The 24,096-nt window shown below is 60.6% G+C and carries 19 protein-coding genes; 2 read left to right on the top strand and 17 right to left on the bottom strand.

Annotated elements, in window-relative coordinates; all coding sequences use genetic code 11:
* Positions 1 to 99 precede the first annotated feature (99 nt).
* From V3W27_RS16915 to dksA, 16 genes are all read right to left on the bottom strand, one after another.
* Positions 100 to 396, bottom strand: coding sequence for a DUF2845 domain-containing protein (locus V3W27_RS16915; RefSeq protein WP_027614107.1), 297 nt, complete (start codon positions 394 to 396; stop codon positions 100 to 102).
* Positions 396 to 3,344, bottom strand: coding sequence for a DUF748 domain-containing protein (locus V3W27_RS16910; RefSeq protein WP_330207115.1), 2,949 nt, complete (start codon positions 3,342 to 3,344; stop codon positions 396 to 398). Before V3W27_RS16910 ends, V3W27_RS16915 begins: the two co-directional genes overlap by 1 nt.
* Positions 3,345 to 3,565: 221 nt before the next feature.
* Positions 3,566 to 4,582 carry a class I SAM-dependent rRNA methyltransferase gene (locus V3W27_RS16905; RefSeq protein ID WP_330207114.1) on the bottom strand — a complete coding sequence of 339 codons (1,017 nt, stop codon included), beginning with the start codon at positions 4,580 to 4,582 and terminating at the stop codon, positions 3,566 to 3,568.
* A gap of 150 nt (positions 4,583 to 4,732) precedes the next feature.
* Positions 4,733 to 5,605 carry an oxygenase MpaB family protein gene (locus V3W27_RS16900; RefSeq protein ID WP_247269212.1) on the bottom strand — a complete coding sequence of 291 codons (873 nt, stop codon included), beginning with the start codon at positions 5,603 to 5,605 and terminating at the stop codon, positions 4,733 to 4,735.
* Between the two features lie 51 nt (positions 5,606 to 5,656).
* Complete coding sequence (gene acs, locus V3W27_RS16895) at positions 5,657 to 7,594, bottom strand: acetate--CoA ligase (protein WP_330207113.1); 1,938 nt, start codon at positions 7,592 to 7,594, stop codon at positions 5,657 to 5,659.
* 265 nt (positions 7,595 to 7,859) lie between these two features.
* Positions 7,860 to 9,524 (bottom strand): glucose-6-phosphate isomerase, encoded by a 1,665-nt coding sequence (gene pgi, locus V3W27_RS16890; protein ID WP_330207112.1) that lies wholly within the window; start codon positions 9,522 to 9,524, stop codon positions 7,860 to 7,862.
* Between the two features lie 230 nt (positions 9,525 to 9,754).
* Positions 9,755 to 10,135: an aspartate 1-decarboxylase gene (gene panD / locus V3W27_RS16885; protein ID WP_003228271.1), complete on the bottom strand. Its 381-nt coding sequence runs from the start codon at positions 10,133 to 10,135 to the stop codon at positions 9,755 to 9,757.
* A 210-nt stretch (positions 10,136 to 10,345) separates the two neighbouring features.
* Positions 10,346 to 11,206, bottom strand: coding sequence for a pantoate--beta-alanine ligase (gene panC, locus V3W27_RS16880; RefSeq protein ID WP_330207111.1), 861 nt, complete (start codon positions 11,204 to 11,206; stop codon positions 10,346 to 10,348).
* A complete protein-coding gene (gene panB, locus V3W27_RS16875) occupies positions 11,203 to 12,003 on the bottom strand; it encodes a 3-methyl-2-oxobutanoate hydroxymethyltransferase (protein WP_095668303.1) in 801 nt (266 codons plus the stop codon). The genes panC and panB overlap by 4 nt, the downstream gene beginning before the upstream one ends.
* Positions 12,004 to 12,400: 397 nt before the next feature.
* Positions 12,401 to 12,886: a 2-amino-4-hydroxy-6-hydroxymethyldihydropteridine diphosphokinase gene (gene folK, locus V3W27_RS16870; protein ID WP_285376141.1), complete on the bottom strand. Its 486-nt coding sequence runs from the start codon at positions 12,884 to 12,886 to the stop codon at positions 12,401 to 12,403.
* A 3-nt stretch (positions 12,887 to 12,889) separates the two neighbouring features.
* Positions 12,890 to 14,290: a polynucleotide adenylyltransferase PcnB gene (locus tag V3W27_RS16865; protein WP_007963895.1), complete on the bottom strand. Its 1,401-nt coding sequence runs from the start codon at positions 14,288 to 14,290 to the stop codon at positions 12,890 to 12,892.
* A gap of 723 nt (positions 14,291 to 15,013) precedes the next feature.
* Positions 15,014 to 16,450 (bottom strand): sigma-54-dependent transcriptional regulator, encoded by a 1,437-nt coding sequence (locus tag V3W27_RS16860; RefSeq protein ID WP_103367311.1) that lies wholly within the window; start codon positions 16,448 to 16,450, stop codon positions 15,014 to 15,016.
* Positions 16,451 to 16,472: 22 nt separating this feature from the next.
* Positions 16,473 to 19,427, bottom strand: a complete 2,955-nt coding sequence (locus V3W27_RS16855) for a sensor histidine kinase (protein ID WP_027614096.1) — start codon at positions 19,425 to 19,427, stop codon at positions 16,473 to 16,475.
* Positions 19,411 to 19,587 (bottom strand): hypothetical protein, encoded by a 177-nt coding sequence (locus V3W27_RS16850; RefSeq protein ID WP_003176118.1) that lies wholly within the window; start codon positions 19,585 to 19,587, stop codon positions 19,411 to 19,413. The genes V3W27_RS16855 and V3W27_RS16850 overlap by 17 nt, the downstream gene beginning before the upstream one ends.
* A 77-nt stretch (positions 19,588 to 19,664) precedes the next feature.
* Positions 19,665 to 20,561: a tRNA glutamyl-Q(34) synthetase GluQRS gene (gene gluQRS / locus V3W27_RS16845; RefSeq protein WP_330207110.1), complete on the bottom strand. Its 897-nt coding sequence runs from the start codon at positions 20,559 to 20,561 to the stop codon at positions 19,665 to 19,667.
* A 467-nt stretch (positions 20,562 to 21,028) separates the two neighbouring features.
* Complete coding sequence (dksA, locus tag V3W27_RS16840) at positions 21,029 to 21,472, bottom strand: RNA polymerase-binding protein DksA (protein WP_027614094.1); 444 nt, start codon at positions 21,470 to 21,472, stop codon at positions 21,029 to 21,031.
* Between the two features lie 334 nt (positions 21,473 to 21,806).
* Here dksA and V3W27_RS16835 point away from each other — a divergent pair, with 334 nt between their 5' ends.
* Together V3W27_RS16835 and sfsA are read left to right on the top strand one after the other, a co-directional pair.
* Complete coding sequence (locus V3W27_RS16835) at positions 21,807 to 22,979, top strand: pyridoxal phosphate-dependent aminotransferase (RefSeq protein ID WP_330207109.1); 1,173 nt, start codon at positions 21,807 to 21,809, stop codon at positions 22,977 to 22,979.
* Positions 22,979 to 23,692 carry a DNA/RNA nuclease SfsA gene (gene sfsA / locus V3W27_RS16830; protein ID WP_135296575.1) on the top strand — a complete coding sequence of 238 codons (714 nt, stop codon included), beginning with the start codon at positions 22,979 to 22,981 and terminating at the stop codon, positions 23,690 to 23,692. The genes V3W27_RS16835 and sfsA overlap by 1 nt, the downstream gene beginning before the upstream one ends.
* Here the strand turns inward: sfsA and V3W27_RS16825 are convergent.
* Complete coding sequence (locus V3W27_RS16825) at positions 23,689 to 24,006, bottom strand: Rieske (2Fe-2S) protein (protein ID WP_330207108.1); 318 nt, start codon at positions 24,004 to 24,006, stop codon at positions 23,689 to 23,691. The genes sfsA and V3W27_RS16825 overlap by 4 nt on opposite strands.
* Between the last annotated feature and the right edge of the window lie 90 nt (positions 24,007 to 24,096).

Here is a 24,096-nt window from a genome sequence, read left to right as displayed (position 1 = left end):
CGGGCTTGCTCGCGAATGCGGTGTGTCAGCAGGCATATTCATTAACTGACCCACCGCATTCGCGAGCAAGCCCGCTCCCACAGGGATATAGGTTTTGGTTCAATTACCGCGCTTGCTGTTGATCTGCCGCAGGCGATTGCCTTCAAAGCGCAGGTATTGATACATGCCGTTGCTCGGGCCGTATGTCCATTCCTCGACCTGAAATTCTTCGCGGCGGTTGGCGCTGCGCTTGTAGCCGAGGACATCGCGGCTCACCGGTTCGCCACACTTCTGCAGTACTTCGCTGGCGCGGTCACCGAGGCTGACCAACTGACTGCCACAACGCAGCGTGTCAGAGGCCAGAGCCGGGCTGGCGGCGAGCACCAGCATCAGCGCAAGCAGCCACTTGTGGTTCATCATTCGGCGTCCAGGTGCATTTGCGTCACCACTCGGCCATCGCTCTCGGCTTCGCCCAGATTGGCATCGATGAAGTACACCCGATCATCGGCCAGTTGACCTTTGTCGACCAGATAGTCCTTGATGCTGCTGGCGCGTTCCTGACCCAGCTGCCGCAGCAGTACATCGCTGGAACTCCAGAACTTGATCACGCCATCACGCATTTTCGCCGTGCGTTCTTCCTTGCCCAGATCCTTCCATTCGGACGGTGGCTGGGTTTTCAGACGGGTGCGGTAGATGCCTTCGAGCAGCGGGCCTTTCTCGCTGTCCGGCACTTGCAGCAGTGAAGCCTGGGCCGGCACCTTGTCGCCACGGCGCTGGAGCATCTTGTAGTAGTTGTACTGGTATTCGCGTTCCAGACGCTGCTCGGCAATCAACGGGCCGTCGCTGCTCTGTGCGGCAGTGCCTTCGATTTCCAGGCGCAGGGCTGGACGTTCCTTAAGGGCTTGGGACAGTTTATCCAGCGCTGCTTCGGCATCCTTGCTCAAATCGCTTGAGCCCGCAGCAAAGGACACGGTACCGAGGTCTTCGGAGCCGCCACCGTTGATCAGCCCGCCAATCATCTTGAACGGTGCGGCGGCGGCCTTGACGATCAGGTTGCGCAGGGTCTGCCAGACAATCGGCATCACGCTGAACTGCGGGTTGTTGAGGTCGCCGGTCACTGGCAGTTCGATGGAGATCTTGCCGTCTACGTCCTTGAGCAGGGCAATCGCCAGTTTCAGCGGCAGGCTCACGGCATCCGGGCTGTCGACTTTTTCACCGAGTTGCAGTTGCTCGACCACCACTTTGTTTTCAGCCTTCAACTGGCCCTTGGTGATCAGGTAATGCAGGTCGAGGTTGAGCCGGCCCTTGCGGATGCGGTAACCGGCGAACTTGCCGGAATACGGGGTCAGGGTAGTCAGCTCGACGCGTTTGAAACTGGTGGCGATGTCGAGGCTGGCCATCGGGTCGAATGGATTGACCGCGCCTTTGATGGTCACCGGGGCATAGCGGTCGACCTTGCCCTTGATGTCGACGCTGGCCGGTTTCGCCTGACGACTGTCGATGGTGCCGATCTGGCCGTTGAGCTGTTGGACCGCCGTAGCGAAATTCGGCGTCAGGCTGAAGTCGGCGAAGTTGGCCGAGCCGTCGTTGATCGCAATCGCGCCGATGTGAATGCCCAGTGGTTTGTCTTTACTGGCCGGTTTCGCCGCTGCGGTTTTCGCACCATTGTCGACGGGCTGCGGGATCAGCAGATCGTCGATGTTGGTGGTGCGGTCGTCGTTGATCATGAACCGCGCGTACGGCTGGAACAGGTTGACCTTGTCGATCGACAGGCTGTCACCGTGTTGATAGTTGATGCCTTCAACCACCACTTGCTGCCACTTGAGGAAGTCGCGGGTTTTCAGGGTGTCGAGAGTGTGCAGTTGATCGATCTGCGCGCGCCCGGTCACGCCGAGTGCGAGCGGTTCGGTGCTCTTGAGGTTGACCTTGAGGTCGCTGCCGAGCATGCCGCTGCGCAGCTCAAGGCGAATGAACGGATTGATGTAGGACTGTGCAACGCGCAGGTCGATGTCCTGGGTTTTCACATTGAGCTGGGCGGTGACCGGCGCGAGGTTGACCACCCCGTCAGCGTTGATCTTGCCTTGTTTGCCCAAGCCGCTGTCGAGCCTGACCTTGAAGGGCGAACCGTTGAGGCTGTCGAAATCCTGCAGATCAATGTTCAGCGGCGTTACATCCAGCGCCACCGGCGGGTTGGCCGAACGGTCGGCGAGATGCACGGTGTAGTTGCGTAACTGGACGTCTTTGAGCAGCACTTGCCAGGGCTTGCTCGGCGCGGCCGGCTCTTTCGGCGAGTCGGCGGCGGCCGGAGTGGTCTTGGGTTCGGCGGCGGCCTTGGCGGCAGGTTTCGATGGCTGGCTGGCGAACAGCTTCTGCCAGTCGAGCTGGCCGTCGGCTTCGAGCGCGGCCCAGGTTTCCAGTTTGTTGCTGCGGATCTTGCCGACCACTACTTGCTGTTTGGCCAGGTCCAGTGAGGTCTCGCTGACGTCGAGACGTTCAAGTTTCGCCAATGGGCGTCCGTCCGGCGCCTTGATCGCGAATGGCGCAATGCTCACCGCGACGTTGTTCAGCTGTAGTTCGGTTTCTTTCGACAGATTCAGTTTGTACTCGGTGCTGAGATTCAGCACGCCGTCTTCGAGCACCAGTGGCACCGCGTCACGCACATAGGGCCAGAAGGATTTCATCTTGCCGTCGGTAACTTTCAGTGTCCCCTCTGAGGTGAACGGGATCAGGCTGAAGTTGCCTTTCCAGTCGATCTGCCCACCGGCCGGGCCGGCGGCGACCAGGGTCATGTCGGCGTTGTCGTCGGGGAGGGTGCTGAGGTTTTTCAGCTCGAAGTCGAGTTTGTCGTAGATGAACTCGATCGGTTCACTCGGCCGGGCGTCCTGGAAATGTACGTTGCCACCGGCCAGCTGGATGCGATCGATGCGCAGCGGGAACGGCTTGGCATTCGGATCGGCCGGGGTCGGTTCGCTGGCGGGAATCTTGAACAGGCCCAGCAGATTGAGCTGGCCGTCCTTGGCGAAGAGGATTTCGGTCTTCGGCTTGTCCAGCTCGATATCAGCCAGATGCAGCGCCTTGGTCCACAGGCTGTCGAGTTGCAGGTTGGCGTACAGCCGCTCGAAGCCGACTTGCTCCTTGCCCGGCTCACCGACGACCAGGCCCCACAAGGTGACTTCCAGGCTGAACGGATTGAGTTCGATGCGCTGGATATGCGCGGGCACCGTGGCGTAGTTCGCCAGTTGCTGGTTGGCGATACGCAGGGCAATGCCCGGCAAAATCAGAAACCCCAGCAGGCTGTAGAGGGCCAGAGCAGTCAACAAGGCGCCAATCGCGCGAATCAATCCTTTGGGCATGTGCGGCTTCATCTGTCTGAATCGGAGTGCCTTGGAGTATGGCACGCGATTCTGGTTCCGAAGTACCTCGTGGGGGGCAGGATTGTTCAGATTGTTCTGTAGGATCGCAAAACCCTGTGGGAGCGGGCTTGCTCGCGAAAGCGGTGGATCAGTCGAGAAATATGCTGACTGACACGCCGCCTTCGCGAGCAGGCTCGCTCCCACAGTGGGTAGCTGTCAGCCGCAGAGGAGGGTTACAACTGCAGGATCAGGGTTTTCAGCGGTGGCTGTTGATCCAGCGACGGGAAGTCCGCGCCCGGGGTCATCACGCTCCATTCGCGGACCGGTCGCCCGGCTTTCTCGGCGCAACGCAGAACCTGTTCGCGCCAGTCGTCCATGCTGACTTTTGCCAAGTTGTTGCAGCAGATCAGCACGCCGTTGTCAGCGGTGGTCAGCAGCGCCGGCTTGAGCAGGCTCTGATAGTCGCGCAGCAGGTCGACGGTGCCGAAGGCGCTCTTGGCCCAAGCGGGCGGGTCGAGCAGCACCAGATCGTATTGGCGCTGTTCGAGGCGCTGATAGCTCGGCAGTTTCTGCCCGCGCCGCTGGCTGATCGGCAGGCCGGCGAGCTGACGGATCGCCGGGAAGTAATCGGACTGGATGAATTGCATCTCGGGCAATTGCGGGTTGAGCAGGCCGTTTTCTCGGCCGACTGCCAGATTGCCTTCGGCGAAGTCGAGGTTACACACCTCACGCGCACCACCGGCAGCGGCGCTCAGGCCGACGCCACAGGTGTAGGCAAAGAGGTTGAGCACACTTTTACCCTTGGCGTGATCCTTGACCCAGCCACGGGTGTTGCGCAGGTCGAGAAACAGCAGCGGATCCTGCCCGGCATGCCGCCCGCGCACGCGATAGTTCAGGCCCCATTCGTGGCCGACCAGATCCGCCAGCGCGGCGTCGTCGGCCTTGTAGACGCTGTCTTCGCGATCGATGCGCGAGTTGCCGCGGGAGCGGTCGTTGTAGACCAGCAGGGTTTCGAAGCCCAGGGTCTGATTGACCATGGCGTGCAGTTGCAGCAGGTCGTCACGCTCCAGGGTCTGGTGAAAACTTTGCACCAGCAATTGCGGACCGTAGCGGTCGACGGTCAGGCCACCGGCGCCTTCCTGGCTGCCGTGGAACAGCCGATAGCAATCGGTGCCCTGGCTGTGCAGCTCAGCGAGCAGGTTCTGGCGTTTATCGAGGGCGGCGCGCAGCGCCTGATTCAAGGAAGACATGCGTGCGCCTTGCTGGTGAGAATGGGGGCGCGGGAGTTTAGCAGTTTGGCGGGCAACCGAGTTAAGCCCTTCGCGAGCAAGCCCGCTCCCACAAGGGGGCTGATTTACACCATGGATTCCCTGTGGGAGCGGGCTTGCTCGCGAAGCTTTTCAGGTCAGCACTCCCATCCGCCGCTTGGCCCGCTGCACCGAACCGTTGCGCATCGCCCAGCGCAGCATCGGCGCGCTGCGCTTGACGCTGGCACGGATCAGCTGGCGTTGCAGTGGGTTCTGCCGTATGCCGAACATGGCGCTGGCCCACTCCGGCAACAGGTCGATGCCGGCCTTCATCATCAGGTCGCCAAACGGCCGCGCGAGAACGCTCGGAGCCGGGGCGTCGAGCAGCAGGCGCAGAACTTCGCGGCTGCGTTCATCACAGAGCAATTGCGGGCGCATGCGTTGCAGATAGTCGGCCACGGCCTGCCGCGATTTCGGCACGTCCCGCGCACCCAGGCGCTCGGCGACCACGGCGATTTCCGCGTAGTAACGATCCTGATCCGCCGCTGACAAATGCGGGTTGCGGTAACGCAGATGCGCGGCAAGAAAGTGACTGACCTCGGCCACATGCACCCAGGTCAGCAGGTCCGGATCGCTGGCGGCATACGGCCGACCATCCGGTGCGGTACCGACCACTTGCAGGTGAATGGTGCGCACTTTGTCGATCAGCCATTCGGCGTCGCGGCGCGAGCCGAAGGTGGTGCCGGAGACAAACTGACTGGTGCGGCGCAAACGTCCGAGCATGTCCTGACGAAAATTCGAATGGTCCCAGACCCCGGCCAGCGCCAGCGGATGCAGGGCTTGCAGCAACAACGCGCTGATGCCGCCGATCAGCATGCTGCTGAAATCGCCATGCACTTGCCAACTGACCGAGTTCGGCCCGAACAGCCCGGGATCGCCCTTGGGATTTTCCAGGTCGAGCTGACCGAGGGACAGCCCGGTCAGGCTCATGAGTTGGTTTTCGATGCGGCTGCGGATGAATTCCATGACAACTCATTGGTGGTGGACGGGCGCGGCCGGTTGACCGCGCCACGAATGTTACTGATTCAGGCGCTTGTCGATCAGGCCCTGGACTACGCTAGGGTCGGCCAGGGTCGAGGTGTCGCCGAGGCTGTCGAGTTCGTTGCAGGCGATCTTGCGCAAGATGCGGCGCATGATCTTGCCTGAACGGGTTTTCGGCAAGGCCGGCGCCCACTGGATCAGGTCCGGTTTGGCGAAGCTGCCGATTTCCTTGCTGACGTGGGCCAGCAGTTCTTTCTTCAGCTCATCGCTCGGCTCGACGCCGTTCATGGGGGTGACGAAGGCATAGATGCCCTGGCCTTTGACGTCGTGCGGGTAACCGACCACGGCCGCTTCGGCGATGCTGTCGTGCAGCACCAACGCGCTTTCCACTTCGGCGGTGCCGATACGGTGGCCGGAGACGTTGATCACGTCGTCGATGCGCCCGGTGATCCAGTAATCGCCGTCCTCGTCGCGGCGTGCGCCGTCACCGGTGAAATAATAGCCGGGGTAGGGTTTGAAATAGGTGTCAACCATTCTTTGCGGATCGCCGTAGACGCTGCGGATTTGCGCCGGCCAACTCGACTTGATCGCCAGCACGCCGCTGCCGGCGCCTTTGATTTCCTTGCCGTGCTCGTCGAGCAGCACTGGTTGCACACCGAACATCGGCTGCGTGGCGCAACCCGGCTTGATTCGTTGCGCACTGACCAGCGGGCTGAGCATGATGCCGCCGGTTTCGGTCTGCCACCAGGTATCGACAATCGGGCAGCGCTGCTCGCCGACCACGTTGAAATACCATTCCCACGCTTCCGGGTTGATCGGCTCACCGACACTGCCGAGTAATCTGAGGCTGGCGCGCGACGTTTCCTGCAACGGCCCGGCACCTTCGCGCATCAGCGCACGTAGGGCGGTGGGCGCGGTGTAGAAGATGTTGACATGGTGTTTGTCGATCACCTGCCAAAAGCGCGAGGTGCTCGGATAACTTGGCACGCCTTCGAAGATCAGCGTGGTCGCGCCGTTGGCCAGCGGGCCGTAGACGATGTAACTGTGGCCGGTGACCCAGCCGACGTCGGCGGTGCACCAGAACACCTCGCCCTCGCGGTAATCGAGCACGTATTTGAAGGTCATCGCCGCCTGCAGCAGGTAGCCACCGGTGGTGTGCAGCACGCCCTTGGGTTTGCCAGTGCTACCGGAGGTGTAGAGGATGAACAGCGGATCTTCGGCGTCCATCGGCTCCGGTGGGCAGTCATCACTGACGTCACGCACGGCCTGGTGATACCAGAGGTCACGGCCTTCGACCCAATCGACTTTGCCTTGGCTGCGCTCGACTACGACGACGGTGCTGACGTCCGGACAACTTTGCAGGGCCTTGTCGACGTTGTGCTTGAGCGGCACGAACTTGCCGCCGCGTACGCCTTCATCGGCGGTGATCACCGTGTGGCAGTCGGCGTCGAGAATGCGGTCACGCAATGAGTCCGGGGAGAAGCCGCCAAACACCACCGAGTGAATCGCGCCGATTCGCGCGCAGGCGAGCATGGCGTAGGCCGCCTCGGGGATCATCGGCATGTAGATGCACACCCGGTCGCCTTTTTTCACTCCACGGCTTTTCAGCACATTGGCCAGGCGGCAGACATGATGGTGGAGTTTTTTGTAGGTGATCTGCGCTGATTCGGCCGGGTCGTCGCCTTCCCAGAGGATCGCGGTCTGCTCGCCGCGCTGCGCCAGGTGACGATCGATGCAGTTGTAACTGACGTTCAGTTGGCCGCCGGCAAACCAGGACGCTTCACCGGTTTTCAGGTCGTAGCGCTGGACGGTCTGCCACGGTGTGCTCCAGTCGAGGAAGCCGGTGGCCTGTTCGGCCCAGAAGGCGCTGGGGTGTTCAATCGATTCGCGGTATAGACGCTTATAGTCGTCCTGACTCAACTGCGCAGCCCGGCGGACGGCATCGGCTTTGGGGAACGTGCTGATATCGAACATGACGGTTCCTTATTCTTGTTGTGCGAAGAATAAAGATGCGCCGAGAGGGCCAAGGGTTCAAGCCGCATCAGGAATCTGATGGCTGGTATTGAATTCAGGTGTACCCAAAACAACTGTAGGAGTGAGCCTGCTCGCGATAGCGGGGTGTCAGTCAACATCAATGCTTAAAGACATACCGCTATCGCGAGCAGGCTCACTCCTACAAGGGAATTTGCTTGCCCACAGGATTCTGGTTGATCCAAATCCTGTGGGTTTTGCTTTCAAATCACCCGCGGTGACGACCGCGGAAGTAGTTGATCAGGCCCTGGGTGGAGGCATCGTCAGCAACGGTTTCATCGCTGCCGACCAGACGGTTGTAAACGCCTTTGCCCAGTTCCTTGCCCAGTTCCACGCCCCACTGGTCGAAGGCGTTGATGCCCCAGACCACGCTTTGCACGAACACTTTGTGCTCATACATGGCGACCAGCGCGCCCAGACGACGCGGGCTGATGCGCTCGACCACAATGGTGTTGCTCGGACGGTTGCCCGGGATCACCTTGTGCGGTGCGAGTTTGTGCACCTGCTCTTCGCTCATGCCTTTTTCGCGCAGTTCGGCTTCGGCTTCCGGCAGGGTCTTGCCGAGCATCAGCGCCTGGCTCTGCGACAGGCAGTTGGCGTACAGCCACTGATGGTGGTCGGAGACCGGGTTGAAGCTGACGATCGGCACGATGAAATCGGCCGGGATCAGTTGGGTGCCCTGGTGCAGCAACTGGTGATACGCATGTTGACCGTTGCAGCCGACGCCACCCCAGATCACCGGGCCGGTATCGGTCGACACCGAGGTGCCGTCCTGACGCACGCTCTTGCCGTTGGATTCCATGTCCAGCTGTTGCAAGTGCTTGGTGATGTTACGCAGGTAGTGGTCGTACGGCAGGATCGCGTGGCTTTGCGCGCCCCAGAAGTTGCCGTACCACACGCCGAGCAGGGCCAGCAGCACCGGCATGTTCTGTTCGAACGGTGCGCTCTGGAAATGCTGGTCCATGGTGTAGGCACCGGACAGCAGTTCCTTGAAGTTGGACATGCCGATGGCCAGGGCAATCGGCAGACCGATGGCCGACCACAGCGAGTAACGACCGCCGACCCAGTCCCACATCGGGAAGATGTTTTCTTCACGGATGCCGAACGCAACGGCCGCAGCGTTGTTGCTCGATACCGCGATGAAGTGGCGATACAGCTCGGCTTCCGAACCACCCTGAGCCAGATACCAGGCGCGGGCGGCCTGCGCGTTCTTCAGGGTTTCGAGGGTGTTGAAGGATTTCGACGAAACAATGAACAGTGTGGTTTCGGCGCGCAACTTTTGCGTCAGTTCGTGGAACTCACTGCCGTCGATGTTCGCCAGGTAGTGGCAACGCACGCCTTTCTGCGCGTAGGACAACAGCGCTTCGGAGACCAGCTCCGGGCCGAGGAAAGAGCCACCGATGCCGATGTTGACCACGTCAGTGATCGGCTTCTCGGTGTAACCGCGCCACAGGCCATCGTGGATACGGCCGACCAGATCCGTGATCTGGTTCAGCACCTTGTGCACTTCCGGCATCACGTTGACGCCGTTGACCGATAGCTTGTCGCCCACCGGGCGGCGCAGAGCGGTGTGCAGCGCCGGGCGGCCTTCGGAGGCGTTGACGATTTCGCCGTCGAACAGCGCTTTGATCGCGCTTTTCAGATCGACTTCATTGGCCAGACCCACCAGCAGGTTTCGGGTCTCGGCGTTGATCAGGTTCTTCGAATAATCGAGAAACAGTCCGCAGCTGCTGAGCGTGAATTGATTGAAGCGCTGCGGATCGGCGTTGAAGGCTTCGCGCATGCTGAAATCCTGCATGGCTTGGCGGTGATCTTTCAACGCTTGCCAGGCAGGCAGAGCGGTAACGTCATGAGGAGTGCGGTAGTACGCCATCGCTGCGGTTTTCCTTTTTACTTGAACGGCCTTTTGAACACAGAACAGACCGATACGCCATGTTTGGGCGAGGGTCAAATGCGTCGACACGATTTTTCAACGCAGGGCGAATACAGTAAACCTCGCGCTGCGATCTGTCTTGACTTCTTCTGACCTGTTCCCTGTACTTTTTTAACATCAATACCGGGAACGGGCCGACCAACGGAAGGGGAGTGACGCGTCGAAGCGGCTCAGGCCACCTGAACCGGAATGGCGTTGCTGGTGTGGCTGAGCTCATTGCCCGGTGCCATGTACAGCATGCGCGGCTTGAAATTGAGCAGTTCCGCTTCGCTGTAATGGGCGTAGGCGCAAATGATCACGCGGTCGCCGACCTTGGCTTTGTGCGCGGCTGCGCCATTGACCGAAATCATCCGCGAACCTTCTTCGCCACGAATCGCGTAGGTGGTGAAACGCTCGCCATTGTCGACGTTATAAATCTGGATCTGCTCGTACTCACGGATGCCGGACAAGTCCAGCCACTCGCCATCAATGGCGCAGGAACCTTCGTAATCGAGTACCGCGTGAGTGACTTCGGCGCGGTGCAGCTTGGCCTTGAGCATGATGGCGTGTATGAGGGATTTCCCGGGTTGGAAGCAAACGGCGGGCAGTGTGCCCGAAGGCTTTGGGGGCGGCAATATGGCTTGAAATGCAAATTTCAGAACACTGAAAAACACTGTAGGAGTGAGCCTGCTCGCGATAGCGGACTGTCATTCAACAAAGGTGTCGAAAGTCAGGCCCTCATCGCGAGCAGGCTCACTCCTACAGGGGTATTGCGCTGTTTTTTAAGCCGGGGTATCGAGGTTCAGGTGCAGGTTGTCGATCAACCGTGTGGTGCCGAGGAACGCGGCCACCAGAATCACCAGATCGCGGTCTTCAGCCGTTGCCGGACGCAAGGTCAGGGCATGACGGATTTCCAGGTAATCCGGACGCAGGCCGGCGGCTTCCAGCTGTTGCACCTGGGCTGCGATCAGCGCCGGGTAGTCGCGTTCACCTTGCTTGATCGACTCGGCAATCGCGCTCAGGGTGCGATAGACCACCGGCGCCACCGCGCGTTGATCTTCGTTGAGGAAGCCGTTGCGCGATGACAGCGCCAGGCCGTCAGCCGCGCGCACGGTCGGTTCGCCGATGATCTGGATCGGCATGTTCAGGTCATGCACCAGCGCGCGGATCACCGCCAATTGCTGGAAGTCTTTCTGACCGAAGATCGCCAGATCCGGCTGCACCATGTTGAACAGCTTGCTGACCACCGTCGCCACGCCCTCGAAGTGCCCCGGACGGCTAGCGCCGCACAGGCCTTCAGACAGTTGCGGCACGCTGACCCGGGTCTGCCCGGCCATGCCGTCGGGGTACATTTCTTCGACGGTCGGGGCGAACAGCAAATGACAGCCGGCTTGCAGCAGTTTCTCCTGATCCGCCGCCAGGGTGCGCGGGTACTTGTCGAGGTCTTCGCCGGCGCCGAACTGCAGCGGGTTGACGAAAATGCTCGCGACCACGAAATCCACGCGTTGAGTGGCTTTGGTGATCAGCGCGATATGGCCACTGTGCAGGTTACCCATGGTCGGCACGAAGCCGATGCGCTTGCCTTCACTGCGGGCGCGCGCCACGGCGGCGCGAAGTTCGCGTACGGTTTTAACGGTGTTCATGCAGAGAATCCGTGTTCGATCCCAGGGAAAGTAACGCCTTTGACTTCGTTGACGTAGGCCTTCAGTGCGGACTGGATGCTGTCCTGACCCTGCATGAAGTTCTTGACGAATTTCGGCACGCGGCCGGTGATCGACAGGCCGAGCATGTCGTGCAGCACCAGTACCTGGCCGTCGGTATCGCTACCGGCGCCGATGCCGATGACCGGAATCTTCACGGCCTGGCTGATTTCGGCGGCCAGTTCGCTCGGCACGCATTCGAGCAGCAGCATGGCTGCGCCAGCCTGTTCCAGCGAGATCGCGTCGGCACGCATCTGCCGCGCCTGGTTCTCGTTGCGGCCCTGCACTTTATAGCCGCCAAGAATGTTCACGGCCTGTGGGGTCAGGCCCATGTGCGCGCAGACCGGCACACCGCGCTCGGCCAGCAGGCGGATCGACTCCGCCAGCCACAGCGCGCCTTCGACCTTGATCATGTGCGCGCCGGCCTGCATCAGCGTGGCGCTGTTGGTCAGGGTTTGTTCGATAGTGGCGTTGGCCATGAACGGCAGGTCAGCCAGGATCAGGGCGTCGGTGTTGCCGCGTTTGACGCAGGCGGTGTGGTAGGCCATTTCTGCGATGGTCACCGGCAAAGTGCTGTCGTGCCCTTGCAGAACCATGCCGAGGGAGTCGCCCACCAGCAGCACTTCGACACCGGCCTCGTTGCAGGCGTGGGCGAAGGTCGCGTCATAGCAGGTCAGCATGGTGATCTTTTCACCTTTCTGCTTGAGGCTCTGGAGCGTGGTCAGGGTGATGGCTGGCATGTAAAAAATCCTCGTTCAGGCGCTCTGGAAACTACTGCGAGTAACGCGCGTGATTCTTCGTCTACTCAGGCGCACGCTCTTTTGTCGTGCTTATAAGGCCTGGATTGCGCCCGTATGTGCCGGGTTGGTGGCAGCGGGACGCCTATAGTCGTGAGGAGCCAAGCGGAAGTCAATTGCGTGTGTTACCGCATTGTTACGAGGGGAGTGTTACCGGCGTTACTGATGCGATTCAGCGGTGCGGCGGGGCTGATTGGCGGGTTTTTTGTCCGACAAAAAATCAGAATTGGAATACTCGATGTGGGAGCGGGCTTGCTCGCGAAAGCGGTGGGTCAGTTGACTGATTGAGTGACTGACACGACCTTTTCGCGAGCAAGCCCGCTCCCACAGGGGATTGTAATCAATCTGTCGGGAGGCGTTCCAAGCCTACGAACGGGCAGGCGGCGAGCAGATCGGACAGCGCGCGGCCATCGGCCAGGCGCAGATCGGCGGGAGCCAGTTCGGCCAGGGGATAGAGCACGAACGCCCGTTCCTGAATCTGATAATGCGGGACTTTCAGGCGTGGCTCGTCGATAAGCCGATCGCCGAACAGCAGGATATCCAGATCCAGCGTACGCGGCCCCCAACGTTCCAGACGCTCGCGACCCTGATCGTTTTCGATCGCTTGCAGCGCATCGAGCAGATCGAGCGGCGCGAGATCACTGTCGAGGGCGGCGACCGCGTTGGTGTAACGCGGTTGCCCTGGCAGCAGTGAATCGCTCTGATAGAACGCCGAAACACCAGCAAGGGAAGTCTGCGGCAATTGCCCCAGCGCGCTGAGCGCGCTGCGCAATTGTTCGGCCGGGTCAGCGAGGTTGCTGCCCAGGCCGATATAGATGCGTTCCATGCCTTATTCGCCCGAGGCGCTCGGAGCTCCGGCGCGCTTGCGCTTGGAACCGCTGCTGCGGCGACGTTTGCGCGGCGCGCCGCTGGCGTCATCACCCTTGCCGCTGAGTTCGCGAATCATCTCGCGACGCTCGCTGTCGTTGGCGTCCTGATAATCCGTCCACCATTCGCCGAGACCGTCAGTCTGCTCGCCAGCGCTTTCACGCAGCAGCAGGAAGTCGTAACCGGCGCGGAAGCGTGGATTGTCCAGCAGCAGATCGGCGCGTTTGCCGCTGCGGCGTGGCAGGCGTTCCTGCATGTCCCAGATTTCGCGGATCGGCATGGTGAAACGCTTTGGAATGGCGATGCGCTGGCACTGCTCGGCGATCAGCTCGTGCGCACCTTCCTGCATCGCCGGAATCGGCGGCATGCCACGCTCTTGCAGACGCAACACGCGGGCCGGCAGGGCAGGCCAGAGCAGGGCGGCAAACAGGAATGCCGGGGTTACCGGTTTGTTCTGCTTGATGCGCAGGTCGGTGTTGGTCAGCGCTTCGCTGATCAGCGTGTGGGTGTATTCCGGGTTGTGCTCCAGTGCGTCGGCACTGGCCGGGAACAACGGGGCAAACAGCTGCAGATCGACCAGCATCTCGAAGGTGATTGCGCCATGGCCGGAGAGGAACAGCTTGAGCACTTCCTCGAACAGGCGGGCCGACGGGATCTCGCGCAGCATCGGCGCCAGTTCGCGGATCGGTTGCACAGTGTGTTTTTCGATGCCGAAATTCAGCTTGGCGGCGAAACGCACGGCACGCAGCATGCGCACCGGGTCTTCCTGGTAACGCTGCTTCGGATCGCCGATCAGGCGGATCAGGTGATTGCGGATGTCGTGTACGCCGTTGGCGTAATCGAGAATGCGCTCGCTGACCGGATCGTAATACAAGGCGTTGATGGTGAAGTCGCGGCGTTGCGCGTCTTCTTCCAGGGTGCCGTAGACGTTGTCGCGCAGAATCCGCCCGCTCTCGTTGCGCGAAGACTGGTTGCTGTCCTCGTCGTCTTCATTGACCGGGTGATTGGCGCGGAAGGTCGCGACTTCGATGATTTCGCGACCGAAATGAATGTGCACCAGTTTGAAGCGGCGACCGATGATCCGCGCATTGCGGAATTCGGCACGGACTTGCTCGGGGGTGGCGCTGGTGGCGACGTCGAAGTCCTTGGGCGTGATGCCCAACAGCATGTCACGCACGCAACCACCGACCAGATAGGCCTGGTAGCCGGCGCCCTGCAAGCGTTCGACGATATTGACCGCATAGCGGCTGAATTGCCCCTTCTGCAGCGAATGTTGGCCGCTGTTGAGCACTTCAGGGGTGCTGCGGATGTGTTGCGTACGACGCACGGGAGTTCGGAATGACTGGAACAGCTTCTTCAGCATGGGATGCACTGTTTGAAGGAATGTTCGGCCATACCAAAGAATGACCGCATGATGGGCGCAGATTCTAGCATTTAGTCGGGGGATGGTGTAGGACGCAGCGGATTTGCGCTGTAAGTCGCAGGCTAAAGGCTTTGGGGGTGGGTTTTTGCGGGGGGGAAGAAACTACAAGGGGAGCCGAAGCTCCCCCAGAAGTAGTTGCGTGCTCTTTTTATTATTGATTCGGGCTTCTTGTTTTTGTTGAGTGCCCTCGCCATGAAGCTTTTCCTTCATGACCCTCCCAGTCGGGAGCCAAGAGCAAACGGATTGCTTTGGTCGCTGTGTTGCAGTGATCTTGCGATCCAACCAGTACAGGCTCTGTCTTAGGACAGTTTTTGTTGTTCTCGGCCTGGTCGTGGGGCTAGCCCCAAATACAACGCCTCTCCAAAAGAATCAGTTAGCTGCGCCTCTCGCCGTCTTGTTTTTATTGTGCGTGAGTCGATTCGTCTTATTTTTATTGTCTTGTGCATTGCTTGTTATTGTTCTTGTACCAAACATATAGCAGGTGCCGTGCCAACTTTTGCGAAGCCCAATAAAACAAGGGGTTAGGTCGATATAACGGTTTTCTCGGGGCGAAAAAAAGCCGGGGTTTCGTTACCGATAACCCCGGCTTCTGTTACGTGAAAGGACTGAGGTAACAGTTTTTTCACATCTTCAAGCGTTACGCGCACACTCGACAGGTAACGTTCAGCTCTCGCTGGCGACCCCGGTCTTGCGCCGTGGAATGCCCAGGCGCTGACGGCGTTCCCACAGGCACTTGCGGCTGACGCCCAGTTTGCGCGCCAGTTCGGTTTCGGTCATGTGGTCCTGATGCTCAAGAACGAAGTGCTGGAAGTAATCTTCCAGCGACAGGTCTTCGGTCGGCTCATGGCTGCTGTTGCTGGTGTTACCTGCGGTTTGCGCAGGCAAGCCGATGAACTCGTCGTCTTCCAGATCACTCAACTCGATGTCGATGCCCAGCAGGTCGGCAGAGATTTCCGGGCTTTCGCTCAGGATCACTGCGCGCTCGACTGCGTTTTCCAGCTCGCGCACGTTACCCGGCCAGGAATAGTGCCGGATGGCCTGTTCGGCGTCGGCGGCAAATTTCAGGTCGGTACGGTTGATGCGCGCACTCTGGCGAGCGAGGAACGCGGTGGCGATTTCGTTGACGTCGGCGCCACGTTCACGCAGGGCCGGCAATTTCAGGGCAATCACGTGCAGGCGGTAATACAGGTCTTCACGGAACTGGCCGATTTTCGCCAGGCTCTTGAGGTCGCGGTGGGTCGCGGCGATCAAACGCACATCGACCTTTTGCGACTGCACCGACCCCACGCGGCGAATCTCGCCTTCCTGCAGCACGCGCAGCAGACGGGCCTGGGCTTCGAGCGGCAGTTCGCCGATCTCGTCGAGGAACAGCGTGCCGCCGTCCGCCGCTTCCACCAGACCGGCGCGACCGGCGCTGGCGCCAGTGAACGCGCCTTTTTCGTGGCCGAACAGTTCGGACTCGATCAGGCTTTCCGGAATGGCAGCGCAGTTCACCGAAATCATCGGTGCCTTGGCACGCTTGGACAGGTTATGCAGGGCGCGGGCCACCAGCTCTTTACCGGTGCCGGACTCGCCCTGGATCAGGACATTGGAATCGGTCGGCGCGACTTTGCGAATCTTGCTGTACAGATCCTGCATCGGCGGGCACGAGCCAATGATGCCGATCTCGCCGTTGCTGTTGTCGACAGACGACTTGCCGCTGCCATTGGCTGCTTTGCCGGCAGGCACTTCGCCGGCGGCAGGCGTCGACTGGTGATCACGCAGGATCCGCGCGACCGCCTGAAGCATTTCATCGTGATCGAAAGGCTTGGCGATGTAGTCCACCGCGCCCATCTTCATCGAGTCGACCGCAGAGCGCAGGCTGGCGTAGCTGGTCATGATCAGCACCGGTTTGCCCTGGCCAAGCTTGATCAGCTCTGTGCCGGGGGCGCCAGGCAGGCGCAGGTCGCTGACGATCAGATCGAATGTGGGAATACTGAAGCGTTCTTGTGCTTCCTGCACAGAACCGGCTTCGCTGACCTGATACTGGTTACGTTCCAGCAGGCGGCGCAAGGCGGAGCGGATAATGGTTTCGTCTTCGACGATCAAAATGTGCGGCATTGATTCGATACTCTCGACGGTCTCAGTTCACAGCGGACGTCGCTTCGACATGACGCGGTAAGGTCACCCGGATACGGGTGCCGCGCTGGCTTTGTACATCAGCCGGGCTGTCGATGGTGATTTGTCCATAATGCTCTTCAACGATGGAATAGACCAGTGCAAGGCCCAGACCGGTACCTTCACCCGGATCCTTGGTGGTGAAGAAAGGTTCGAACAATCGGTCCATGATGTTCTGCGGAATACCACTGCCTTCGTCTTCGACGATCAGATCGACCGTGTGTTCGCCGGCTTCACTCTTGACCCGTACGGCACTGTGCGGCGGCGAGGCGTCGCGGGCATTGGAGAGCAGATTGATCAGCACCTGGGCGAGGCGCTGCGGATCGCCTTCGACCCAGTGATCGGGGTCGCACAGGTTGTAGAACTGCACTTCGAAGTTGCGCCGGTTCAGCGCCAGCAGGCCAATTGCATCCTGCGCGACTTCGGCCAGACAGACGGGTTCGTCGCTGTGCTGGTGGCTGCCGGCGTGGGCGAAGCTCATTAGCGACTGCACAATGCGCGACACGCGCTTGGTCTGTTCGAGAATCTGCCCGCTGATCTCCGTCAGTTCGCCATCTTCTTCACGCTCTTCGCGCAGGTTCTGCGCCAGACAGGCGATGCCGGTGATCGGGTTGCCGATTTCATGAGCCACACCTGCCGCCAGTCGACCAATGCTCGCCAGACGTTCCGAGTGCACCAGTTTGTCTTCGAGCATTTGGGTTTCGGTCAGGTCTTCCACCAGCAGCACCAGGCCGCTGTTGCCCGGGGCCAACGGTTCATCGATCGCCGCTTTGTGCAGATTCAGCCAGCGGGTCTGGCCGTCGAGGGCCAGGTGCTGTTTGTGCAAGTGTTCGTCGGGCAGGTTGATGAAGCCTTGCAGCAGTTGCTTCCACGGATTGGCGATGGTGCTCAGGCGCGAGCCGACCACGCGTTGCGCGGCGATGCCGGTGAGTTCTTCCATGGCCTTGTTCCACATCAGGATCTCTTGATCCTTGGCCAGCGAGCAGACGCCCATTGGCAGTTCCTGCAGGGTCTGGCGGTGGTAGCGGCGCAAGGCGTCGAGTTCGGCGGCCAGCCCGGTGAGGCGCGAGTGGTAGTCCTCGAGACGGCTTTCGATGAAGTGGATGTCTTCGGTTACGTAGTTCTCGCCGCCAGCCTTGTACGGCAGGAAGGTTTCGACCATGTCCTGCGCCACGCTCGGGCCCATCAGGCCGGAGAGGTTGGCTTCGATCCGATCACGCAAACGGCGCAAGGCGTAAGGACGGCGTTCGTCGAAAGGCAGATAGAGGTCGCGCAGGGCCTGCTCGACTTCTTTCTGCGCCGCCTTGGCGCCTAGCGGTTTGGCCAGTTGCGTGGCGAACTCCTGGGGCGAGGCGGCGTGCAGTTCACGACGTTGCGGACGGCGCACGTTATCCACCGCGCAGGCTTCGGCGGCGCTGGCTTCTTCAGGGCTGGCGTTGGTGAACAGAGAGATCAGGGTGAACATCAGCACGTTGGCCGCTAGCGAGGCAATGGCCGCCATGTGCCAACTGGTGTCGTCCAGCACGTAGATCATGTTCAGCAGTGGAATGTAGAAACCCTGCAGGTTGCCGACCAGCGGCAACAGCATGGTCACCACCCACACCAGAATCCCCGCCAGCAAGCCGGCGATAAAGCCGCGCCGGTTGGCGGTCGGCCAGTACAGCACCGAGAGCACGCCGGGCAGGAACTGCAGGGTGGCGACGAAGGCGACGATGCCAAGGTTGGCCAGGTCCTGACCGGCGCCGAGCATCAGGTAAAAGCAGAAACCGGCCATGATGATCGCGACGATCAGTGCCCGGCGGGTCCACTTCAGCCAGCGGTAGATATTGCCTTCGGCTGGTGGCTGATAGAGCGGCAGCACCAAGTGGTTCAGCGCCATGCCCGACAGCGCCAGGGTGGTGACGATGATCAGGCCACTGGCGGCCGACAGTCCGCCGACGTACGCCAGCAAGGCCAGCGGTTTGCTGTTGGCGGCAATGCCGATGCCGAGGGTGAAGTATTCCGGATCAGTGGTGGCGCCGAGCTTCAGGCCGGCCCAGAGAATCAACGGCACCGCCAGACTCATCAGCAACAGGAACAGCGGCAGGCCCCAACTGGCACTGACCAGCGAGCGCGGATTGAGGTTTTCGGTGAAGGTCATGTGATACATGTGCGGCATCACGATCGCCGAGGCGAAGAACACCAGCAACAGCGTGCGCCACGGCCCTTCCTGCAGCGGCGTGTGCAGCGCGGCGAGGGCGGTCTGGTTTTGCAGCAGCCACAGTTCAAGCTGTTGCGGGCCGTCGAACACGCCGTACAGCGCATAGAGGCCGACGCCGCCGAGGGCGATCAGTTTGATCACCGATTCGAAGGCAATCGCGAACACCAGCCCTTCGTGTTTCTCGCGGGTGGCGATATGTCGGGAACCGAAGAAAATCGTGAACAGGATGATCAGCGCACAGAACGCCAGCGCGACGCGGCTCTGGATCGGTTCGCCCGTCAGGATGCCGATGGAATCGGCCACCGCCTGAATCTGCAACGCCAGCAGCGGCAGTACGCCGATCAGCATGAAGATCGTGGTCAGCGCGCCGGCCCAAGTGCTGCGGAAGCGGAAGGCGAACAGATCCGCCAGCGACGACAGTTGATAAGTGCGGGTGATTTTCAGGATCGGATACAGCAGCACCGGCGCCAACAGAAACGCGCCGGATACCCCGAGATAACTGGAGAGAAAGCCGTAGCCGTACTGATAGGCCAGGCCCACGGTGCCGTAAAACGCCCACGCACTGGCGTAGACCCCCAGCGACAGGGTGTAGGTCAACGGATGGCGAATGATCGCTCGCGGGATCATGCCCCGTTCGCTGATCCAGGCGACGCCGAACAGCACCGTCAGGTACGCGGCGCTGACCAGGATCATCTGGGTCAGGCTAAAGCTCATCGGCATCTTTTTGGCTCTGCAGGATGAAGGTCACGACAATCAGGATCAACCAGAGCAGATACGGCCGATACCAGGCGCCCGTGGCGTCGATCCACCAATCCATGATGGCTGGCGAAAACAGATAGATTCCCACGACCAGAAGCAGGACCAAGCGATAGATGTACATCCCGGCCTCTCTTTTTTATGCGCGTGCCCGAAAACGTGCGGCGATGGTAACGGATGGGCGCGCCACTGCAAGTGTCGTCATTGCAGTTGCGCTTCGGGCAGGGTCAGTGTGCGCGGGATCTTTGTCGCATCCCAGTGGGCTGCGCCCCATTTGAGCAATTCCTCGGGTGTGGCATGGGCCAGTTCGGCACCGGGGTTTTGTCCCAGCGCTCGCAGGGCCCGCAGCAGCAAAGGAGTGGCCTGATCCGCCTCAAGCGGCGGCGAACGGTAGGATTTGCCGAGTTTGTTGCCGTCCGGCTGCGTGATCAATGGCAAGTGCAGATAGCGCGGCTGACGCAGGCCCAACAGTTCTTGCAGGTAGAGCTGGCGTGGCGTGGAGTCGAGCAGGTCGGCACCGCGCACGATGTCGGTGATGCCTTGCCAGGCGTCATCCAGCACCACGGCCAGTTGATAGGCGTAGAGGCCGTCGCGGCGGCGAATCACGAAATCGCCGACGTCGCGCCCCAGATGCTGGCGGAACTCGCCCTGCACGCGGTCGATGAAGTGGTATTCCAGTTCCGGCACGCGCAGGCGGATCGCCGCGTCTTGCTGCTCATGCCCGGCATTGCGGCACAAGCCTGGATAAATCCCGTGGTACGGCTCCAGTTGCTTGCGCGAACAGGTGCAGGCGTAGGCCAGGCCGTGATTGAACAGACTGTTGAGGACTTCGGCGTAGGCGTCGTGCCGGTCACTCTGACGCACCATTTCGCCGTCCCATTCGAAACCGTAGCTTTCCAGCGCTTTGAGAATGGCCGCCTGCGCGCCGGGCTCTTCCCGGGGTGGATCGAGATCTTCCATGCGCACCAGCCAGCGCCCGCCGACCGCGCGTGCGTCGAGATAAGAGGCGAGGGCGGCAACCAGCGAGCCGAAGTGCAGATGGCCACTGGGGGTCGGGGCGAAGCGGCCGATGTAGGCGGAAGCGGTTTTGGCAGTCATGTGGACAATATAACTTTTCAGGATTCGCGCAGATTACCCCTGTGGGAGCGGGCTTGCTCGCGAAAGCGTCGGCTCAGACATATTTGATGTTGAATGACACACCGCCTTCGGGAGCAAGCCCCCTCCCACCAAAAGCGCAAACAGGGCAAAAGGCAGAAACATTACCCTTGTGGGAGCGGGCTTGCTCGCGAAAGCGTCGGCTCAGACATCTTTGATGTTGAATGACACACCGCATTCGGGAGCAAGCCCCCTCCCACAAAAGCGCAAACAGGGCAAAAGGCAGAAACATTACCCTTGTGGGAGCGGGCTTGCTCGCGAAAACGTCGGCTCAGACATCTTTGATGTTGAATGACACACCGCATTCGGGAGCAAGCCCCCTCCCACAAAAGCGAGGCATAAAGGGCAAAGGCAAAAGGCAGAAACAAAAACGGAGCGTTCGCACGCTCCGTTTTTCATTCAGGTCGAGATTACTTGCCGACCTGCTTTTCCTTGATTTCCGCCAGGGTCTTGCAGTCGATGCACAGATCGGCGGTAGGACGGGCCTCGAGGCGCTTGACGCCGATCTCGATGCCGCAGGACTCGCACCAGCCGTACTCTTCGTCCTGGATCAGTTCGAGGGTCTTGTCGATCTTCTTGATCAGTTTGCGCTCGCGATCGCGGGCGCGCAGCTCGAGGGCGAATTCTTCTTCCTGGCTGGCACGGTCGGCCGGGTCAGGGAAGTTGGCCGCTTCGTCTTTCATGTGATCAACAGTACGGTCGACTTCCTGCATCAAGTCCTGTTTCCACTTGTTCAGGATCTTGGTGAAGTGCGCGCGCATCGGGGCGCCCATGTACTCCTCGCCTTCCTTCGGAACGTAAGGTTCGAAGCCGCTGATCGTCACTTGCTGCTGTTGCTTTGCTTGGGTGGGCATGAAATGGACCGCCTCTACTCTTGTAATCCATTGCGCAGGATTGCTCCATCACCGACACCTGCCGGCCCTGCGGCTGCAAGCGGGCGAACTTACCAGATCAATTCGGCCCGCGCTACTCCCGGATGTCGAGGCCCCGGCGGGTGGCGCTTGCAGAAGTCTGGCAAGCCATGTCTGACAGTGATGGAGACCTGATCAATCTCTGATTTTAGTCAATCCTGGAGCGTACGCGCATATCGTTACAGTCCAGCGTTCTTGAGGCTGTGACCGCGACGGGTTCTCGCTCGTTCCGGCAGATGGGTAGAATCGTCTCTTTTTCCCCGTCGAAGGAAAACCAATGGCTCAGCCTTACAGTGCGCGCAGTCGTGCGATCGAACCGTTCCATGTAATGGCGCTGCTGGCGCGGGCCAACGAACTGCAGGCCGAAGGTCACGACGTGATCCACCTGGAAATCGGCGAGCCGGACTTCACCACGGCCGAGCCGATCATCCGTGCCGGGCAGGCTGCGCTGACGGCGGGCAAGACCCGCTACACCGCCGCGCGCGGTATTCCTGAACTGCGCGAGGCGATTTCCGGGTTCTATCAATCGCGTTACGGTTTGAACATCGATCCGCGGCGGATCCTGATCACGCCGGGTGGCTCCGGTGCGCTGTTGCTGGCCAGTGCCTTGCTGGTCGATCCGGGCAAACACTGGCTGCTGGCGGATCCTGGCTACCCGTGCAACCGGCACTTTCTGCGACTGGTCGAAGGCGCGGCGCAACTGGTGCCGGTCGGGCCGGAGGTGCGTTACCAACTGACCCCGGATCTGGTGGCACGTCACTGGGATCACGACAGCGTTGGTGCGTTGGTGGCATCGCCAGCCAACCCCACCGGTACCATCCTGACCCGCGATGAACTGGCCGGGTTATCCACCGCAATCAAAGCGCGCTACGGGCACCTGGTGGTGGACGAGATCTACCACGGCCTGACTTACGGCACTGATGCCGCGAGCGTGCTGGAAGTCGATGACAGTGCCTTTGTCCTCAATAGTTTCTCCAAATATTTCGGCATGACCGGTTGGCGGCTCGGCTGGCTGGTGGCGCCGGAGGCTGCGGTCAGTGAGCTGGAAAAACTCGCACAAAACTTGTACATCAGCGCCCCGAGCATGGCGCAGTACGCCGCTTTGGCCTGCTTCGAGCCGGACACCATCAGCATCCTCGAAGAGCGCCGCGCCGAATTTGGCCGCCGCCGCGACTTCCTGCTGCCGGCGTTGCGCGAGTTGGGTTTCAACATCGCCGTCGAGCCTGAAGGTGCATTTTACTTGTATGCCGATATCAGCCAGTTCGGCGGTGATGCCTTCGCGTTCTGCCGACATTTCCTCGAAACCGAGCACGTTGCCTTCACCCCGGGGTTGGATTTCGGCCGTTATCAGGCCAGCCACCATGTGCGTTTTGCTTACACGCAAAACCTCCCTCGCTTACAGGAAGCGGTGGAACGTATCGCTCGCGGCTTGAAGAGCTGGCAAGGCTGATGCGCTTTTATCCGGCTCTGGAAGAGGCGCGGCTGATTCGTCGCTACAAACGTTTTCTGGCGGACGTTGAAACGGTCAATGGCGAGTTGTTGACCCTGCACTGCCCGAACACCGGCTCGATGCTCAACTGCCAGGTCGAAGGCGGGCAAGTGTGGTTCAGTCGCTCAAACGACCCGAAGCGCAAACTGCCCGGCACCTGGGAAATCGGGGAAACGCCGCAGGGTCGACTGTTCTGCGTGAACACCGGCCGCGCCAACGCCCTCGTTGAAGAGGCGCTGCAGGCCGGTGTCATCAGCGAGTTGAACGGCTTCACGGCGCTTAAACGCGAAGTGGCATACGGTCAGGAAAAAAGCCGTATCGATTTCCGCCTTGAATACCCGAGCGGGCCGGCTTATGTGGAAGTTAAAAGTGTCACTTTGGGGTTCGACGGGACGAATGTCGCGGCGTTTCCCGACGCAGTTACCCAGCGCGGCGCCAAGCATCTGCGCGAGCTGGCGCATCTGGCCCGTGACGGTATTCGTGCGGTGCAGTTGTATTGCGTCAATCTCAGCGGGATTGAAGCGGTGCGACCGGCCGAAGAAATCGATTCGGCGTACGCGGATGCCCTGCGTGAAGCGGTGGCGTGCGGGGTCGAGGTGTTGGCCTACGGTGTGCGCTTGAACCACGAAGAGATGGTGATCGACCGGCGGCTGGACGTTTTGCTCAGCGGTTAAACATCTATCCACAGCCCCTGTGCGTCTTCGCGGCAGGGGATGGTGGTCAGGAATTGCCCGGCGCAGGGCCCGGCGACGCATTCGCCGTCCTCGATCAGAAACAGTGCGCCGTGGGTGGCGCACTGGATCAGGCTGTTGCTCGGGTCGAGAAACTGGTCGGGGTGCCATTCCAGACCGACGCCGCGATGCGGGCAACGATTGAGATAAACATAGACCTGGCCATTGCGGCGCACGGCAAACAGTTTGTTGCCGTCGATGTCGAACCCACGGCTGCCGGCCTCAGCGAGATCGGTACCGGCGCACAAAAACTTCATGGCTATCCTCAAATGTCAGCTCGTTTCAGGAAATGTCCGAGCTTGACGTTTAAATGCAAACAATTATCAAATGGCCGCCTTCGCCCACTG

It is taken from the genome of Pseudomonas sp. AM14(2022) (assembly GCF_036346455.1).
In the GTDB taxonomy this organism is placed as follows: Bacteria; Pseudomonadota; Gammaproteobacteria; order Pseudomonadales; family Pseudomonadaceae; genus Aquipseudomonas; species Aquipseudomonas putida_A.
Note: the sequence above shows the minus strand (reverse complement) of the source record. Positions and strands in the feature narration are given on the sequence as shown.

Bases quoted from the DNA above. Each gene is read 5' to 3' on its own strand.
- V3W27_RS16915 (WP_027614107.1), bottom strand. From the start codon at position 396: ATGAACCACAAGTGGCTGCTTGCGCTGATGCTGGTGCTCGCCGCCAGC.
- V3W27_RS16910 (WP_330207115.1), bottom strand. From the start codon at position 3,344: ATGAAGCCGCACATGCCCAAAGGATTGATTCGCGCGATTGGCGCCTTG.
- V3W27_RS16905 (WP_330207114.1), bottom strand. From the start codon at position 4,582: ATGTCTTCCTTGAATCAGGCGCTGCGCGCCGCCCTCGATAAACGCCAG.
- V3W27_RS16900 (WP_247269212.1), bottom strand. From the start codon at position 5,605: ATGGAATTCATCCGCAGCCGCATCGAAAACCAACTCATGAGCCTGACC.
- acs (WP_330207113.1), bottom strand. From the start codon at position 7,594: ATGTTCGATATCAGCACGTTCCCCAAAGCCGATGCCGTCCGCCGGGCT.
- pgi (WP_330207112.1), bottom strand. From the start codon at position 9,524: ATGGCGTACTACCGCACTCCTCATGACGTTACCGCTCTGCCTGCCTGG.
- panC (WP_330207111.1), bottom strand. From the start codon at position 11,206: ATGAACACCGTTAAAACCGTACGCGAACTTCGCGCCGCCGTGGCGCGC.
- panB (WP_095668303.1), bottom strand. From the start codon at position 12,003: ATGCCAGCCATCACCCTGACCACGCTCCAGAGCCTCAAGCAGAAAGGT.
- folK (WP_285376141.1), bottom strand. From the start codon at position 12,886: ATGGAACGCATCTATATCGGCCTGGGCAGCAACCTCGCTGACCCGGCC.
- V3W27_RS16865 (WP_007963895.1), bottom strand. From the start codon at position 14,290: ATGCTGAAGAAGCTGTTCCAGTCATTCCGAACTCCCGTGCGTCGTACG.
- V3W27_RS16860 (WP_103367311.1), bottom strand. From the start codon at position 16,450: ATGCCGCACATTTTGATCGTCGAAGACGAAACCATTATCCGCTCCGCC.
- V3W27_RS16855 (WP_027614096.1), bottom strand. From the start codon at position 19,427: ATGCCGATGAGCTTTAGCCTGACCCAGATGATCCTGGTCAGCGCCGCG.
- V3W27_RS16850 (WP_003176118.1), bottom strand. From the start codon at position 19,587: ATGTACATCTATCGCTTGGTCCTGCTTCTGGTCGTGGGAATCTATCTG.
- gluQRS (WP_330207110.1), bottom strand. From the start codon at position 20,561: ATGACTGCCAAAACCGCTTCCGCCTACATCGGCCGCTTCGCCCCGACC.
- dksA (WP_027614094.1), bottom strand. From the start codon at position 21,472: ATGCCCACCCAAGCAAAGCAACAGCAGCAAGTGACGATCAGCGGCTTC.
- V3W27_RS16835 (WP_330207109.1), top strand. From the start codon at position 21,807: ATGGCTCAGCCTTACAGTGCGCGCAGTCGTGCGATCGAACCGTTCCAT.
- sfsA (WP_135296575.1), top strand. From the start codon at position 22,979: ATGCGCTTTTATCCGGCTCTGGAAGAGGCGCGGCTGATTCGTCGCTAC.
- V3W27_RS16825 (WP_330207108.1), bottom strand. From the start codon at position 24,006: ATGAAGTTTTTGTGCGCCGGTACCGATCTCGCTGAGGCCGGCAGCCGT.